Annotated in this window: 12 protein-coding genes and 1 pseudogene; 10 read left to right on the top strand and 3 right to left on the bottom strand. The window is 71.9% G+C overall.

The genetic code is table 11. The annotated features are described in order from the left end of the window. The first annotated feature begins 65 nt into the window (after nt 1-65). Together ABD374_RS25565 and ABD374_RS25560 are read left to right on the top strand one after the other, a co-directional pair. Entirely contained in the window at nt 66-1,058 is a 993-nt protein-coding gene (locus tag ABD374_RS25565; RefSeq protein WP_344497959.1) for a carbohydrate ABC transporter permease, read from the top strand. Continuing rightward, nucleotides 1,055-1,909: a carbohydrate ABC transporter permease gene (locus tag ABD374_RS25560; RefSeq protein WP_344497958.1), complete on the top strand. Its 855-nt coding sequence runs from the start codon at nt 1,055-1,057 to the stop codon at nt 1,907-1,909. Before ABD374_RS25565 ends, ABD374_RS25560 begins: the two co-directional genes overlap by 4 nt. 121 nt (nt 1,910-2,030) lie before the next feature. Here the strand turns inward: ABD374_RS25560 and arsB are convergent, their stop codons facing one another. Then, nucleotides 2,031-3,122, bottom strand: a complete 1,092-nt coding sequence (gene arsB, locus ABD374_RS25555; RefSeq protein WP_344497957.1) for an ACR3 family arsenite efflux transporter — start codon at nt 3,120-3,122, stop codon at nt 2,031-2,033. Next, on the bottom strand, nt 3,119-3,427 hold the full coding sequence (locus ABD374_RS25550; RefSeq protein WP_344497956.1) for an ArsR/SmtB family transcription factor: 309 nt from the start codon (nt 3,425-3,427) through the stop codon (nt 3,119-3,121). The genes arsB and ABD374_RS25550 overlap by 4 nt, the downstream gene beginning before the upstream one ends. Nucleotides 3,428-3,507: 80 nt before the next feature. Here ABD374_RS25550 and ABD374_RS25545 point away from each other — a divergent pair, with 80 nt between their 5' ends. The 5 genes from ABD374_RS25545 (at nt 3,508) to ABD374_RS25525 (ending at nt 8,858) form a co-directional block, all read left to right on the top strand. Beyond that, nucleotides 3,508-3,921: an arsenate reductase ArsC gene (locus ABD374_RS25545; protein ID WP_344497955.1), complete on the top strand. Its 414-nt coding sequence runs from the start codon at nt 3,508-3,510 to the stop codon at nt 3,919-3,921. Between the two features lie 124 nt (nt 3,922-4,045). Further along, nucleotides 4,046-6,772, top strand: a complete 2,727-nt coding sequence (locus ABD374_RS25540) for a SpoIIE family protein phosphatase (protein ID WP_344497954.1) — start codon at nt 4,046-4,048, stop codon at nt 6,770-6,772. A gap of 134 nt (nt 6,773-6,906) precedes the next feature. Continuing rightward, nucleotides 6,907-7,503 (top strand): Type-2Aa cytolytic delta-endotoxin, encoded by a 597-nt coding sequence (locus tag ABD374_RS25535; RefSeq protein WP_344497953.1) that lies wholly within the window; start codon nt 6,907-6,909, stop codon nt 7,501-7,503. A gap of 207 nt (nt 7,504-7,710) precedes the next feature. Beyond that, nucleotides 7,711-8,166: a DUF4383 domain-containing protein gene (locus ABD374_RS25530; protein WP_344497952.1), complete on the top strand. Its 456-nt coding sequence runs from the start codon at nt 7,711-7,713 to the stop codon at nt 8,164-8,166. A gap of 8 nt (nt 8,167-8,174) precedes the next feature. After that, a complete protein-coding gene (locus ABD374_RS25525; RefSeq protein ID WP_344497951.1) occupies nt 8,175-8,858 on the top strand; it encodes a hemerythrin domain-containing protein in 684 nt (227 codons plus the stop codon). A 228-nt stretch (nt 8,859-9,086) separates the two neighbouring features. Here ABD374_RS25525 and ABD374_RS25520 read toward each other — a convergent pair. Continuing rightward, a pseudogene (locus tag ABD374_RS25520) lies at nt 9,087-9,986 on the bottom strand (ADP-ribosylglycohydrolase family protein); the annotation flags it as partial. Nucleotides 9,987-10,296: 310 nt separating this feature from the next. On the opposite strand from ABD374_RS25520, the gene ABD374_RS25515 reads away from it, so the two are divergent. The 3 genes from ABD374_RS25515 to ABD374_RS25505 all read left to right on the top strand — a co-directional run bounded on the left by ABD374_RS25515 (nt 10,297) and on the right by ABD374_RS25505 (nt 16,724). After that, complete coding sequence (locus ABD374_RS25515) at nt 10,297-12,426, top strand: SpoIIE family protein phosphatase (RefSeq protein WP_344497950.1); 2,130 nt, start codon at nt 10,297-10,299, stop codon at nt 12,424-12,426. Between the two features lie 267 nt (nt 12,427-12,693). Further along, nucleotides 12,694-14,478, top strand: coding sequence for an N-acetylglutaminylglutamine amidotransferase (locus ABD374_RS25510; RefSeq protein WP_344497949.1), 1,785 nt, complete (start codon nt 12,694-12,696; stop codon nt 14,476-14,478). Next, nucleotides 14,451-16,724 (top strand): prolyl oligopeptidase family serine peptidase, encoded by a 2,274-nt coding sequence (locus ABD374_RS25505; RefSeq protein ID WP_344497948.1) that lies wholly within the window; start codon nt 14,451-14,453, stop codon nt 16,722-16,724. The genes ABD374_RS25510 and ABD374_RS25505 overlap by 28 nt, the downstream gene beginning before the upstream one ends. Nucleotides 16,725-16,873 lie beyond the last annotated feature (149 nt).

The following is a 16,873-nucleotide window of genomic DNA, read 5'->3' as shown; positions in this document are numbered from 1 at the left end:
GGTCCCGGCCGTACGACACCGGCCGGGGCCCCTGTCGTACGGCATCAGCGGACAGAAAGGCCGACATGACCGAAACAACCGACACCGCGCCCGCGCAGTCCCCCGCGGGAGCGGCTCCCGCGGCGCGCGGGGCGGACCGCGGGGCCGCGCGGCGCGGCGCGCCCGGCGACCCTCCGGGCCGTTCCTGGCGGAGCAGCCCTCTCCGGCAGATCACACCGTGGCTGTTCCTGGCGATCCCGCTGGCCCTGCTGATCACGTTCACCTACGTCCCCGTGGTGAACATGGTCTTCTACAGCTTCACCGACTGGGACGGCATCAGCCCGGACCGCGACTTCACGGGCGTCGACAACTACACCCAGATCTTCACCCGGCCGGAACTCTTCCGGGTCTTCTTCGTGAGCGGCTACTACCTCGCCGCGTCCGCCGTCCAGATCACCGTCGCGCTGTACTTCGCGGCCGTACTGAGCTTCGACCTCAGGTTCCGCACCTTCTTCAAGGGGATCCTCTTCTTCCCCTACCTCGTCAACGGCGTCGCCATCGGCTTCGTCTTCCTCTACTTCTTCCAGGACGGCGGCACGCTCGACTCCGTGCTGTCCTGGTTCGGCGCCGACACCGACCACGCCTGGCTCGGCGACCCCGTCTCCGCGAACACGTCGCTGGCCGGAGTCTCCGTCTGGCGGTACACCGGGCTGAACTTCGTGCTGTTCCTGGGCGCGATCCAGTCCATCCCCGGAGAGCTGTACGAAGCCGCCGAACTGGACGGTGCCGGCAAGTGGCAGCAGTTCCGGTACATCATCGCCCCGAGCATCAAGCCCGTGCTCAGCCTCAGCGTCATCCTGGCGGTCTCCGGCTCCCTCGCCGTGTTCGAGATCCCGTACATCATGACGGGCGGCGCGACCGGTACCTCGACCTTCGTCATCCAGACGGTCAAGCTCGCCTTCCAGTTCAACAAGACCGGCCTGGCCTCGGCAGCCGCGGTCGTGCTGCTCCTGATCATTCTCCTGATCACCTGGATCCAGCGCCGTCTCGTGCCCGATGAGAAGGTGGACCTCGTATGACCACGGCCCTGCCCGCCCGACGCGGCGGACGCCGCCGGCTCGGACCGGCCCTGACCTACCTGTCGCTGATCGCCGCGTGCCTGGCGGTTCTCCTGCCGCTCGTCGTCGTCTTCCTGACGTCGCTCAAGACGTCGGAGGAAGCCACCGACGGGGGCGCGCTCTCCCTGCCGGGCGACTGGCTCAACTTCAGCAACTACGCCACCGCGTTCACCGACGGCAAGATGCTCACCGCCTTCGGCAACACGGCCTTCATCCTGCTCTTCTCCATCAGCGGCACCGTCGTCATCGGCTCGATGACCGCCTACGCGATCGACCGCTTCGACTTCCGCGCCAAGAAGCTCGTCATGGCGCTGTTCCTCGTCGCCACGCTCGTACCGGGTGTCACCACGCAGGTCGCGACCTTCCAGGTCGTCAACGGCTTCGGCCTGTTCGACACCCGCTGGGCCCCGATCCTGCTGTACATGGGCACGGACATCGTCTCGATCTACATCTTCCTGCAGTTCATCCGGGGTATCCCGACGTCCCTGGACGAAGCCGCCCGCCTGGACGGGGCGAACGCCTTCACGATCTACCGGAAGATCATTTTCCCGCTCCTGAAGCCGGCGGTGGCCACGGTCGTGATCATCAAGGGAATCACCGTCTACAACGACTTCTACATCCCCTTCCTCTACATGCCGTCCCAGGAGCTCGGCACCATCTCCACCGCCCTGTTCCGCTTCAAGGGGCCTTTCGGGGCGCACTGGGAGAACATCTCGGCAGGCGCCATCCTCGTGATCGTCCCCACCCTGGTCGTCTTCCTCTGCCTCCAGCGCTGGATCTACAACGGCTTCGCGCAGGGCGCCACCAAGTGATCCCGGCCCTGCGCGTCCGTACACGGAACAACCGGCGGGGACGCCGTCGCGCAGGGGCTCACGAACGGGCCGGTGNACCCGCCCCGCCCGCCGCCGGCCACCACCGCATCGGGGCGACGCGTCACGAGCTGAGCGGCGGTGCCCCGAACTTCCTTCGCCGGGCCAGCGACACGTAGACGAGGGCCACCAGGACGGGGACCTCGATCAGGGGGCCGACGACACCCGACAGGGCCTGGCCGGAGGTGACGCCGAAGGTGGCGATGGCGACGGCGATGGCGAGCTCGAAGTTGTTGCCGGCGGCGGTGAAGGCGAGGGTGGCGGTGCGGTCGTACGCCAGGCCGATGGCCTTGCCCAGCGCGAACGTGCCGAACCACATCAGTGCGAAGTAGACGAGCAGCGGCAGCGCGATGCGGGCCACGTCCAGCGGCTGTGAGGTGATCGTCCTCCCCTGGAGGGCGAAGAGGACGACGATCGTGAAGAGCAGCCCGTAGAGCGCCCAGGGGCCGATCTTCGGCAGGAACTCCGCCTCGTAGCTCTCGCGGCCCATCCTCCGCTCTCCGACGCGGCGGGTCAGGAACCCGGCCAGCAGCGGGACGCCGAGGAAGATGACGACGTTCAGGGCGATCTTCCACATCGAGATGTCGAGCGTCCCGCCTTCGCCCAGGCCCAGCCACCCGGGCAGCAGGTCGAGGTAGAGCCACCCGAGCAGGCCGAACGCGATGACCTGGAAGACCGAGTTCAGGGCGACCAGGACGGCGGCGGCTTCGCGGTCGCCGCAGGCCAGGTCGTTCCAGATGATGACCATCGCGATGCAGCGGGCCAGGCCGACGATGATCAGGCCGGTGCGGTACTCGGGCAGGTCGGGAAGGAAGATCCAGGCCAGCGCGAACATGAGCGCCGGGCCGACGACCCAGTTGACGACCAGCGACGAGACCATGAGCTTCTTGTCGCCGGTGACCGCGTCGAGCCCGTCGTAGCGGACCTTGGCGAGGACCGGATACATCATGATCAGCAGACCCGCGGCGATCGGCAGCGAGATGCCGCCGATCTCGACCTCGGCGAGGGCGTCGTTCAGGCCGGGGACCAGCCGTCCGAGGCCCAGCCCCAGGCCCATGGCGATCAGGATCCATACGGCGAGGAAGCGGTCGAGGGTCGACAGCTTCCGGACGACCGAGGAGTCCTCGGCGGTCGCGGGTGCTTGCGTGGGGGTCACGGACAGGCCCTCTTGTTCTCGGCAGCGGTACGAGCGGATGCGGCCAGCTCTGCGAACCGGCCGGCGAGCTGGGCGATGACGTCGGGGCGCAGCTTGTAGTAGGTGAAGCGGCCGCACGGCTCGGTCTCCACCACCCCGGCCTCGCGCAGCACTCTCAGGTGGTTGGAGAGGTTGGTCTGCCTGGCGCCGGTCTCCGCCACGAGGTGCGTGGTGCACAGCGTCTCGCGGGCGAGCAGGTTCACGATCCGGAGCCTGAGGGGGTCTGCCAGGACCCGGATCAGTTCAGTGTCGACTGACGTCATCATGCGCTGATACTGTCACATCAGTGGTGGCTGACACCATCGGGTGCTGATGTGTGCCCGTCCTGCGCGAGAAGAGACCCGCCGTGTCCGACAAGCCCTCCGTGCTGTTCGTCTGCGTCCACAACGCCGGCCGCTCCCAGATGGCCGCGGCCTGGCTCGCCCATCTGGCCGGGGACCGCGTCGAGGTCCGCTCCGCCGGTTCCGCCCCGGCCGACTCGGTGAATCCGGCGGCCGTGGAGGCCATGCGTGAGGTGGGCGTCGACATGTCCGCCGAGACCCCCAAGATCCTCACCGTCGACGTGGTCGAGGCGTCGGACGTGTGCATCACCATGGGCTGCGGGGACACCTGCCCCGTCTTCCCCGGCAAGCGCTACCTCGACTGGGAGCTCGAAGACCCGGCCGGTCGGGGCGTCGAATCCGTACGCCCCATCCGCGACGAGATCAAGGCGCTCGTCGAGGGCCTGATCCAGGAGATCGCCCCGCGGAAGAGCGCGTGAGCCCGTGCGCGCCACCGTCGTCGCCGGTCCCGGCCCGGTGGCCCGCCGCTGATTCGCTCCGGCCGCGAATTGCGGGACCTGCGGGACCTGCGCCCGAAAAGTAACTTAATGCTAAAAATGGTGCATGAGTGGACGTCTCGGAGGCGCGTCGCGGCGAGGTGTGCGTTCCCTGCTGGAGGTGCGCAGCGCCGCGGGTCAGGTGCTCCTCCTCCAGATCGTGGTCGCCGTGCTGCTGATCACGGCCGCGGTGGTCGCGCTCGCGTTCCAGACGCGCCAGGACAGCGAGCGGGACGCCCAGAACCGGTCCCTCGCCGCCGCGGCGTCCTTCGCGCGGGCCCCCGGCACCGTCGAGGCGCTGCGGTCCCGTGACCCGGCCGCCGCGCTGCGGACCCACATGGACGCGGCCCAGCGGGGATCGGGCGTGGACTTCATGGTGGTGATGGCGCCGGACGGCACCCGGTACGCCGACACCGATCCGAGGCTGGTCGGCAAGCGCACCGAGGGCGTGGAACGCGCCGCTGCCGGAGAGGCCTTCACGGAGATCTTCAAGGGTGCCCCGAACGACGCGGCCCGGGCCGTCGTCCCCGTCACCGACGCCGACGGTTCCGTCGTCGGCCTGGTCACGGCGGGCGTCACGGTCGAGAACGTCGGGGACGCGGTGGACCGCCACCTGCCGGTGCTCCTCGTCTCCGCCGTCGGCGCGCTCGCCCTGGCCACAGGCAGCGCCGTACTCGTGAGCAGGAGGCTGCGACGGCAGACGCACGGCCTCGGCCCCGCCGAGATGACCCGGATGTACGAACACCACGACGCGGTTCTGCACGCCGTCCGGGAGGGGGTGCTCATCATCGGGGACGACGACCGGCTGACACTGGTGAACGACGAGGCGCGCAGGCTCCTGGAGCTGCCCGCCGGCGCGGAGGGGCGGCACGTCACCGACCTGGGCCTCGACGCCCCCATCGCCACGCTGCTGGCCTCGGGCCGCGCGGTGACCGACGAGATCCACCTGGCCGGTGACCGGCTGCTGGCCGTCAACACACGCCCAACCGCCCCGTACGGCGGCCCCCCCGGCACTGCCGCGACGTTCCGGGACACCACCGAGCTGCGGGTGCTGTCCGGCGCGGCCGAGGTCGCCCGGGAGCGCCTGAAACTGCTGTACGAGGCCGGGGTGCGGATCGGGACCACACTGGACGTGATGCGCACCGCCGAGGAGCTCTCGGAGGTGGCGGTCCCCCGGTTCGCGGACTTCGCCACGGTGGAGCTGCTGGATCCCGTACTGCGCGGCGAGGAGCCTACCGGTGCGCACACCGAAATGCGCCGCGCGGCCGTGAGCGGTGTCGGCGAGGACCGCCCCTTCCAGCCGGTGGGCGACCTGGTCAGGTTCGTCGTCCCCACCACGCCGATGGCAGCGGCTCTGGCGAGCGGCCGTGCGGTGCTCGAAGCCGATCTGAGGGTCGCCCACGGCTGGCGGGCCCAGGACCCCGTAGGGGCCGGCCATGCCCTCGCCTACGGCATCCACTCTCTCGTCTCGGTGCCGCTGCAGGCACGCGGTGTCGTCCTGGGCATGGTCAATTTCTGGCGCTCGCAGTCCACCGGGTGTTTCGAGGAGGAGGACCTGGCGTTCGCCGAGGAACTCGCCGCCCGCGCCGCGGTCGCCATCGACAACGCCCGTCGCTTCACCCGCGAACACGCCATGGCCGTGACCCTCCAGCGCAGCCTGTTGCCCCGCGTCCTGCCCGAGCAGGACGCCCTGGACGTCGCGTACCGCTACCTGCCCGCGCAGGCCGGGGTGGGCGGCGACTGGTTCGACGCCATCCCGCTGCCGGGGGCGCGGGTCGCCCTGGTCGTCGGCGACGTCGTCGGCCACGGCCTGCACGCCGCCGCCACCATGGGCCGGCTGCGCACCGCGGTCCACAACTTCTCCGCACTCGACCTGTCGCCGGACGAACTGCTGGGCCACCTGGACGAGCTGGTCTCCCGCATCGACGAGGAAGAGGGGGACGACGGCGGCGACAGCATCACGGGAGCCACCTGTCTGTACGCCATCTACGACCCGGCCTCCGGGCTGTGCACCATGGCCACGGCGGGGCATTTCGCCCCCGGGCTGGTCCGTCCCGACGGCACGGTGGACTTTCTCGACGTGCCGGTCTTTCCACCCCTGGGCCTCCACGGCCTGCCCTTCGAGACCGCCGAAGTGCGGCTGCCCGAGGGCAGCCGGCTCGTCCTCTACACCGACGGCCTCATCGAACACCGCGACCGCGACATCGACACCGGCCTGCGCCTCCTGCGGCAGACCCTGGCCGACCACGCGGACGCGACACCGGAGGAGACCTGCCAGGCCGTGTTCAGCGCCATGCTGCCCCCGCACCGCCGGGACGACATCGCGCTGCTGGTGGCCCGTACCCATCTGCTGGACCCGGCACGGGTCGCGGACTGGGACGTTGCTCCCGACCCCGCGGCCGTCGCCCCCGTCCGCGCCGCGTGCGGCCGCCAGCTGGAGACGTGGGGGCTCGGGGAGATCGGGTTCACGACCGAGCTCATGCTGAGCGAGCTGATCACCAACGCGATCCGTTACGGCTCCGAGCCGATCCACGTACGGCTGATGTACGAGCGCGGTCTCATCTGCGAAGTGTCCGACGGCAGCAGCACCGCCCCGCACCTGCGGCGTGCGGCCACGACGGACGAGGGCGGGCGCGGTCTGTTCCTCGTCTCCCAGTTCGCGGGCCGGTGGGGAACGAGATACACGCCGACCGGCAAGGTCATGTGGACCGAACAGTCCCTGACCGACGGCCGGCAGCCGGCGCCGGAGCCGGACCTGGACGACCTGTCCTGGCTGCCCGACGACCCGTTGTGACGGGCAGGGCGGGTACGGCAGGTGCGGCGGACGTGACGGGCGCAGGGACGGACCGTGCCCCGTGCGGGAGACGGAAGGGCGAACGGCATACTTGCCGACCGGGCGCGATCACTTCCGACACGCTAGGAGCAGCAATGGCCGATCAGATCGCCACCGGGAAGACGACCTTCAAGACGGTCTTCGAGGTGGGGTCGTCCTTCACGGACCGGGCGCGGAGCGTCGAGGCCGGGTTCCAGCACGCGATCGCCCCGGCGACCGTGGACTTCGACTTCGGTGAGATCAGCCGGGCGGCGAGCGGCATCCCCGACTGCTCGACCGTGAAGATCATCCGCGGCTGGGGGCTGCAGGAGACCGCTCCCGTCAGCGTCATGGTCCTCTCCCTCAAGGAGGCCGTGCGCCAGGCCCTTCCGTTCCCGTCCGCCGACTCCGCGTTCTGGGACAAGGCCGAGCGGGCCCTCGCCGGAGCCTTCGTGGACCTGGGCCGGCAGGAGGGCACGCACCTCTCCTTCTACCGGGAGGAGGCGGACCGTACGAGCTACTACTACAACCTGCTGTTCGCCCTCCAGGACGAGGAGACGCGGGACGCGCTCTACGCCATCGCCTTCTGCGTCAATGTGACGGTCGCGCTGGGCCCGGAGCAGGCCCGGTCCCTGACCGTCGAGGACACCGCGCGGTACACGATCCGCCTCAACGCGATCACCGTACGGCAGGAACTGTCGTCCGCGGCCTGATCACCGGCCTGCTGGGCCTTGCCCCCCAGCCTGGGGGGGCAAGGCCCAGCAGAGGCGGCAGAGCACTCGTCCGAGGGCGCGGCGGGACAGCGGCCGGGTGATCCGGGAGGGATCGGTCTAATGCCGGGAGGGCGGGGTAACCGGCGCGGTGAGGACCTGATCGGACGGGTCCGCAAGGCCGCCCCTGTGAGAAGGAAAAGAGCGCTCATGACTACTCGGCACCGCACGGCGTCGAGCGCCCGGACCCCTGTGCAGCAGGCCGCGCTGCTGGTGGGCGCGGTCTTCCTGCTGGTGGGCGTCCTCGGGTTCGTCCCCGGCATCACCACCGACTACGACACGATGAAGTTCGCCGAGCACCACTCCGAGGCCAAGCTGCTCGGTGTGTTCCAGGTGTCCGTCCTGCACAACATCGTGCACCTGCTGTTCGGCGTCGCCGGTGTGGCCATGGCCCGCGCCGCGTCCACCGCCCGCACCTACCTCATCGGCGGCGGTGCCGTCTACCTGGTGCTGTGGCTGTACGGCCTGTTCATCGACCACGACAGCGCGGCCAACTTCGTCCCCGTCAACACGGCCGACAACTGGCTGCACTTCGTCCTGGGCCTGGGCATGGTCGCCCTCGGCGTCCTGCTCACCCGCCGCACCCGCACCGGCGCCACGCGTTAGGACATCCCATGCCTCTCTCCATCGCTCAGCAGAGTGTCGAGCAACTCGGCGGCCAGGCCAGCATCCTGGCGCGCCAGCGCCGTGACCACGCCGAACTCGACCGCCTCATGAACCTCTACGCATCCGGCGACCGGCCACGGGAGGAGCGGCAGCAGACGCTGAAGGACATCGTCCAGCTGACCTTCAGCCACGCCTTCGCCGAGGAGACCGTGCTGTGGCCCGCCCTGCGGCGGCTCGCACCCGACGGCGAGGCGCTGACCTCGCGGGTCGAGGAGGAACACCAGGAGATCAACGACCTCGTGGCCGACATCGAGCGCACGGACCCGGACGATCCCCGCCACGATCACCTGACCGGCCAGGTCTTCGCCCTGATCCGGCAGGACATCCGGGACGAGGAGGACCTGCTCCTGCCACGCCTGCAGGAGGTCCTGGGCCATGACCCCGCGCGCCTGCGCCGTCTGGGCTCGACCTGGGAGACCGTCCGTCGCACCGCTCCCACCCGTCCGCATCCGACCGTGCCGCGCCGGCCGCCCGGCAACGCCCTGGCCGGGATTCCCCTGAGCGTGTTCGACCGCGCCCGCGACCTGTTGCCCAACGGCGTCCGGGCGTTCCGCGGCCGGAGGGCCGCAGTGGCGTCCGCGGCGATTCTCGCCGTGTGGCTCGTGGGCGTGTCGGTGCGGCGGAAGCACTGACACGCCGCGGCCGCCCGGCCCGTCGCCTCCGCCCCTGCGCGCCGTTCACCGCGCGGATACATGGCAATCGGTACATGACGACCGGTACGTGCCACCGGCCCGCACCGGGGGCGACCGGCTCACGGACGAGGCAGACGGCGCGTCCGTACGCCCCGGACTCCGGAGCGGCCGGTGCTCCTCGGGCCGCGGGCTCCGCCCCCTGCCGGTTCCCCGCGGCAGGGTTCGGGTTCCGAGGCGGTGCGCGAGGCCGAGCAGATCCGGCAGACGCAGCACCCGGCCACCGGATCCCGGCAGGGGGACGTGCAGACGCTCGGTCCGGCGGGCGGGAATCGCGTCCAGTCCGTAGTACGCGCCGGCGAGACCGCCGGTGACCGCGGCGACGGTTTCCGTGTCACCGCCGAGGTCGATCGCGGCGCGGACCGCGTCCTCGTAACCGGCCGTCGTGCGCAGGGCCCAGACGGCGGAGCCCAGGCCCGGCCAGACGGCTCCGTCGAACTCGGTGGCCCGGTCGGGGTGCCAGCTAGGGGCGAGGACGGTGGCGTATCGCTGACGGTGGTCCGGGGGGCGTGGTCCAGGACGCGGGGGAGGGCGCCGAGGGGCTCGGCGCCCTCCAGCGCGACCCGTACGAGTTCGTGGAAGACGGCCGTCCCCTCCCAGGCGGCGCGGTCGCCATGGGTCAGGGCGGCGATGCGACGGGCGGCGTCCATCGTGGCCTGCTGTCCCTCCCGTGCGCAGTGGGCCGCGGAGGTGGCCGCCCGCATCGAGGAGCCGTTGCCCGCGGCGTGCTGGTCGACCTGGAAGTGGACTGCGGCGGCCATGTCCCAGGGCATGCTGCCGGTGAGTACGCCCTCGGTCTGCAGGCCGATGTCCTTGGGCTCCGACGCGGCCCAGTTCTGGAAGCGCGAAGAGGTCCGGCAGGTCCAGGCCGTTCTGTTCCGGCAGCGACTCCGCCACCAGGACGGCCGTCTGCGTGTCGTCCGTGGCCTCGCCGGGCTCCCAGCCGCCGCCTCCGCACATCTCGTCGTCGGCACGGTGCGCCGGGAACCGCGTGGAGAACGCCCCGGCGGGGCCGAACTCGAAGGGGCCGCCCGGCGCGTCACCCACCGCCGAGCCGACGACCCGCTGCATCCGTTTCACGCCGTCGGATTATCGGCGCGGTGGCGACGGCCGTACGGGACGGCCCGTGAGGCGCCGGAACCGGTGCGCGGACGGGCGGGACCGCCGGTCTCGTGCGGTGCGGGCGGGAAGGCGGCGGGGCGCGGCCTCCGGAAGCTCGCGCGGGCGTACCGCCACGCGGTGGGCGTAATGTCCGTATACGGTGTTATTTTCCGCACCCTGAAAGGGCGGTCTCATGAGGCGTGAGGCTTCGCGGCGTGCCCACAGGGGCCGTAGCCGCGTGCGGCCGTGCAGGCGAACAGGGGAAACAGGGGAGTAGGACATGGCTTCGCCGGAGGAGGCCGGGGCGCCGGAAGTGCTGGACCGGCTGCTCTCCCGGGCGCTGCGCGAGACCGGGGCGTACGGCGGCGGGATCTACGTACTGTCGTCGGACGGTCACGTGCTCTCCGCCGCTGTCCTCGCCGGAGTGCCGTCCAGCCTGGCGATGCCCTGGGCCAGGGTCGGGATGTCGGCCTCGGGCCCACTGGCCGAAGCGGTGCGGGAAGGCCGGCTGGTGTGGGTCGGGGCCGAGGGGGAGCTGGCCCGCCGCTACCCCCGCCTCGGCCTCGCGCTGCCGTACTCGTTCGCCCTCGCCGCCGCTCCGGCCCTCAGCGCGCAGCGGACCTGGGGCGGACTGCTGCTGCTGTGGCCGGGATCCCACCCCCCGGTGATCGAACGGGAACGGCAACGGGCTGTCCAGAAGGCATGCGGCTATGTCGGCGCGGCTCTGCGCCGCGCCGCCGACGGCGGCCGTCCGGTCCTGCCGGAGGCCGGACCGCGGATCATGCCGGTACCGCGGCGGCGAACGCTCACCCAGACCGAGGCGTCGGCGGCGGTGGACTTCGCCGAGCGGCTTCCGGAGGGCGGTTGCGCGCTCGATCTCGACGGCAGGATCACGTTCATCACCCCGGTCGGCGCGGCGCTGGTCGGCGGTGACGTCCCGACCCTGCTCGGGGCGCGCCCCTGGGAGAGCCTGCCCTGGCTGGACGACCCGGTGTTCGAGGACCGCTACCGATCGGCGGTGATGAGCCGTCATCCCACATCCTTCATGGTCCGGCGCCCGGACGGCCTGTGGCTGTCCTTCGAGCTCTATCCCGATGCCCGGGGGATCAGCGTCCGCATCGCCCGCTCCCGTGTCGCCACGGGCGCGCACGTATCCGCGCCGGCCCGGACCGCGGTACCGCGGACGGGGGCGGGACCGACCGGCGCGGGGGTGCTGTACCAGCTGGCCCATCTCGCCGCCGCACTGACCGAGGCCCTCAGCGTGCCCGATGTGATCCGGCTGGTGGTCGGCCAGATCGCACCCAGCTTCGGTGCCCAGGCCGTCGTACTGCTCGCCGCACAGGCGGGAAGGCTCCGCGTGCGAGGTCATCACGGCTACAGCTCGCGGGGGGTGGCGCATTTCGACGGGGCCGCGCTGACGCCGGACAGCCCTGGCGGACGCGTGGTGGAAACGGGCGAGCCGGCCTTCTTCGCCTCCCGCCGCGAACTCGGCGACGCCTTTCCCGGCTCCATGGCCGACGACGGCAACAACGCCTGGGCCTTCCTCCCCCTCCTCGCCTCGGGGCGTCCGATCGGCTGCTGCGTACTGGCCTATGCGCGCCCCCACGTCTTCGGGCACGACGAACGCGCCCTGCTGACGGCGTTCGGCGGACTGGCCGCCCAGGCACTGGACCGCGCTCATCTGTACGACACCAAGAGCGGACTCGCCCGCAGCCTCCAGGAGAGCCTGCTGCCCCAGACACTGCCGGAGTTCCCCGGCCTGCGGGTGGCGGCCCGTTATCTGCCCGCCACCCGCGGCATGGACGTCGGGGGCGACTTCTACGACCTGATCCGCCTCGACGACACCACGGCCGCCGCGGTCATCGGAGACGTCCAGGGGCACAGCGTCACCGCGGCCGCCCTGATGGGGCAGGTCCGTACCGCCGTGCGGGCCCACGCCATGGCCGGCGCGTCCCCCGACGACGTTCTCGCGCGGACCAACCGCCTTCTCACCGACCTGAACCCGGGACTGTTCACCAGTTGCCTGTACGTCCAGCTCGATCTCGCCCGCCGGCGCGCGTGCCTGGCGACCGCGGGCCACCCTCCGCCGCTCCTGCGCCACCCCGGAGGGCGTACCCGAAGCCCCGCCCTGCCGCCCGGACTCCTCCTCGGCATCGACCCCGCGGCGGACTACCAGGCGGTCGACGTCGCCCTGCCGCCCGGCGCCGTCCTGGCCCTGTTCACCGACGGTCTGGTCGAAACACCGGGCACCGACATCGAGGACGCGACCGCGGACCTCGCCGAAGCCCTCAGCGCCGGGGACCACGACCTCGAAGCCCTAGCCGACGGCCTCGTGCGGCACGCACGGCCGTCGGGCGACCGCAGGGACGACACGGCCCTGTTCCTGCTGTGCCCGGGAGCCCCGCCGTGACGGCGGGGCTCCCGGGCACACCGAACGGGCGGATGTTACCTGTGGGGCATATGTGGTATCGCGCGGGGAACCCGCAGACGACAACGACGACCTGTCAGCGACCCAGTGTTACCGCGACGGGGCAGCGCGGCCGTGGGTCCGACGGAATTTTCTGTGAGGAGAAGCCGTGAGTGTTACTGCAGGGGCGGAGGAACTCGACACCGCCGATCCGACGAGGGGGATCCTGCTGCCGGGAGTCCCTGCGGCCGGCAACCGCGGGGGTGCCGCATGTGCGGACTGAGCGGAGAGATGAGGTTCGACGGCGGGCGGCCCGACGTCGCAGCGGTCGAACGGATGACTGACCGGCTCGCGGCGCGCGGTCCCGACGGGCGGGGCATGTGGTCGCAGGGCGCGGTGGCTCTGGGGCATCGCCGACTGAAGATCATCGACCTGTCCGAGCGCGGGGCCCAGCCCATGACCGATGCGCAGAACGGACTCACCGGCGTCTTCAACGGCTGCATCTACAACTACCAGGAGCTCCGCAGGAAGCTGGAGGGCCTCGGGCACCGCTTCTTCTCCACCTCGGACACCGAAGTGCTGCTCAAGGCCTACCGTCAGTGGGGCACCGGTTGCGTCGAGCACCTCTTCGGGATGTTCGCCTTCGCCATCGCCGAACACGACACCGGCCGCCTGGTGCTGGCCCGCGACCGCCTGGGCATCAAACCGCTGTACCTGACCGAGGGGGCGGACCGCCTGCGGTTCGCCTCGACCCTGCCGGCGCTGCTCGCGGGCGGCGGGGTGGACACCTCCCTCGACCCGGTGGCGGTGCACCAGTACCTGAGCTGGCACGCCACAGTGGCCGCGCCGCGGACCGTGCTCGCCGGGGTGCGCAAGCTTCCCCCGGCCACCGTGCGGGTCGTGGAGCGGGACGGCCGGTACCAGGAGCACCGCTACTGGCAGCCGTCGTACACCCGCAGGTCCGCGTACGCCGGCATGGACGCGGCCGACTGGCGGGACGCGGTGCTGGACGCCCTCCGCACGGCCGTACGCCGCCGGATGGTCGCGGACGTGCCGGTGGGTGTACTGCTGTCGGGCGGCCTGGACTCGAGCCTGATCGTGGCCCTGCTGGCCGAAGAGGGGCAGACCGACCTGTCGACCTTCAGCGTGGGATTCGAGTCGGAGAACGGTGAGGAGGGCGACGAGTTCAGCTACTCGGACCTCGTGGCGAAGCGGTTCGCCACGGACCACCACCAGCTCATGATCCCCTCCGACCGCGTGTCGACCGGGCTGGACGGCGCGGTGGAGGCCATGAGCGAGCCGATGGTCAGCCATGACACCGTCGCCTTCCACATGCTGTCGGAGCAGGTCGCCAAAGAGCTCACCGTCGTCCAGAGCGGACAGGGCGCGGACGAGATCCTCGCCGGCTACCACTGGTATCCGGCGATGGCCGCCGTCGAGCGCGAGCAGGAGCCCGAGACGTATGCCGACGTGTACTTCGACCGGCCGCACGCCGACCTGGCCCGGATGCTCCAGCCGCACATGCTGGTCGGCCATGACGCCTCCGGCGACTTCGTCCGGGCCCACATGGCGGTCGACGGCGCCGAGACCGCGCTCGACGCGGCGCTCCGGCTGGACGTCCACGTCATGATGGTCGACGACCCGGTCAAGCGGGTGGACAACATGACCATGGCCTGGGGCCTGGAGGCCCGGGTGCCGTTCCTCGACCACGAACTGGTCGAACTGGCCGCCGCGTGCCCGCCGGAGCTGAAGCTCGCGCAAGGGGGCAAGGGGGTGCTGAAGGACGCCGGCCGTCAGGTCCTGCCCCGCGAAGTCGTCGACCGCCCCAAGGGGTACTTCCCGGTCCCGGCGATCCGCCACATGGCCGGACCGGTACTCGAACGCGTGCGTGAAGCCCTGTCCGCTCCCGAAGCCCGGCAGCGGGGCGTCTTCCGCGAGCCGTACGTCGCCGAACTCCTGGCGGCGCCCGACGCGCACCGGACCAAGCGGGGAGCCAACGCCCTGTGGCAGGTGGCTTTGCTGGAGATATGGCTGCAGACGCACGGAATCAGGTGATCGGCGAGCGGCGGCCGCGGGAGCCGGGGAAGGCTCCCCCCTCGTCCGCCCCCTCCGCGACCACGGCGGCGTTCCCGGGCGCGTTCCCGGGCACGCCGGACCGGTTCTCGCCGGGCCGCCCTCCGACCGCGGCCTCGGCCCCGGCGGTGACGCCCCTGCCGGACGCCCCGGGAGCCCGGGACACTCCGACACCCCTGGTGGTCCACGGCTGCTGGTATCCGTCGGCGGACCCCACGGGCGCGCAGGTGGCCTTCATCTGCGACCGGGCCGGCGTACCGCAGCTGTGGTCCGCGGCCGCCGACGGCAGCGCCGCCCACCTCCTGGACGCCGATCCGGACCCGGTGACGGAGGTCTCCTGGTCACCCGACGGCCGCTGGATCGCGTACACCACCGCTCCGGGAGGCGGTGAGCACACCCGAGTGCTGTGCGTACGGCCCGACGGCACCGGCCGCCGGGTGCTCGCCGGCGCCGAACCGGGCCAGTTCGCCCAGCTGGGCCGCTGGACGCGCGACGGCTCGGCCCTGGCCGTCACCGTCGCCGAACCGGCCACCGTGGACGCGGTGGCCGCCGTGGCCGCGGGGTCCGGCACGGCCGGCCACACCCACGGCGCGTTCCGCGCCGACGCGCAGCTCGCGGCGCTGCCCGCGGGCTGGGCCGACCGGGACGGCCACGCCACCCTGCTCGGCGGCGGCAACCGGGACCACGCAGGGCCCGGTCCGCGTCCGGGGACGGCCGCGTCGGCGACCGGGCGCCCCCCGGGCAGCGAGGTGACGAGCGGCGGGCTGGCCGCGTACCTCATCGACCCCGAGGGAGTGGGCTCGCCCGTCCTGCTGGCCACCGAGGCCGGCGCCGCCACCCTGCGGGTGTGCGACATCAGCGCCGACGGCCGTTTCGCGCTCCTGCGCCGCGGCCCACGCGGGCGGCGTGAAGCGATGGTGGTGCGCACCACCGACGCGCGGACGACGTGCGCGGTGCCGGTGGCCGACGGCGATCCGTGGATCGGCCGGTTCTCGCCCGACGGGCGCACCCTGTGGCTGCGCAGCGACGCCGACCGCGAGTTCCCGGCCCTCCTGGTCGCCACGCTGGGCGCCGGGGGCGAGTGTCTCGGCCTCGACGCGGTGGCCGGGCGTGACGCCGCGGGCCTCGAGCTGCTGACCGTCTCCGACGACGGTGGGTCGGCCGTCCTCGCCTGGAACGTGCACGGTGCGAGCGAGCTGGAAGTCCTCACCCTCCCCATCGCAGGGCAGGACAGCGGCGCGCCCCCGCCGCAGGCCGTTGCCGTACCGCTGCCGCACGAGGTGGTGACACGCATCGTCCCGACCGGGCCGGGGGGCATGTTCCTCGCGCTCTCCGGCTCCCAGCGCCGGCCGGGCGTGTGGCGGCTTCCCGACGGCGCGTCTTCGCTGCCCCCCGTGCGCACGGGCTGGTCGGCGCGGGACGAGGACGCCGTACCACCGGGCCGCCCGCCGGTCCGTCCCCGGCCGGTGCGCCTGCGCGCCCGCGACGGCCTGCCGCTCGGCGGCTGGTACTACCGGGCGGCGGACCGTGACACCGGCGGACCGGCACCCTGCGTGATCCACCTGCACGGCGGGCCGGAGGAGCAGGAACGGCCGGTCTTCAATCCGCTCTACCACGAACTGCTCGGCCGTGGACTGGACGTCTTCGCGCCCGATGTCCGGGGCTCGTCGGGCTGGGGCCGCTCCTTCGTGGACGCGGACCTGGGCACCGGGCGGTTCGCGGCGATCGACGATGTCGCCGACTGCGCCGCGCACGTCGTCACAGCCGGACTCGCCGATCCCACACGGCTGGCCGTGATGGGACGCTCGTACGGCGGCTATCTGGTGCTCGCGTCCCTGGTGTGGCACCCGGACCTGTTCCGTACCGGCGTCGCCGTCTGCGGCATGTCGGACTTCGCGACCTTCTTCGCCGGGACCGAGCCGTGGATCGCGGAGTCGGCCGCGGCCAAGTACGGCCATCCCGAACACGACCGGGAACTCCTGCACGCGCTGTCCCCCATGAGCCGCATCGACGCGCTGCGGGTCCCGCTGCTGGCGGTCCACGGTGAGCACGACACGAACGTCCCGCCCGGCGAGTCGGAGCAGGTGGTACGGGCGGCACGCGAGCACGGCATCCCCTCGGAGCTGCTGCTGCTGAGGAACGAAGGGCACGAGTTCTTGCGGGCGGACAACCGGCGGCTGTTCCGTCGCGCCGCGGCCGACTGGATGGAACGCCACCTCAACGGCTGACCGGTTCGGACCCGGCCCCGCTCTTGTGCCGGCCGTCCGGTCGTCCGGTCGGTCGCCCGCCCGGTCGGTCAGGGGGTGGTGCTCTGTGTGGTGATCAGGTCGATCAGGGAGGGCAGTCCCTGGGCGAGCGCGCGGCGCTGGCGGTCCGC

The sequence above is a fragment of the Streptomyces enissocaesilis genome, from assembly GCF_039533765.1.
Lineage (GTDB): Bacteria > Actinomycetota > Actinomycetes > Streptomycetales > Streptomycetaceae > Streptomyces > Streptomyces enissocaesilis.
This window is presented reverse-complemented; position numbering and strand designations above follow the sequence as displayed.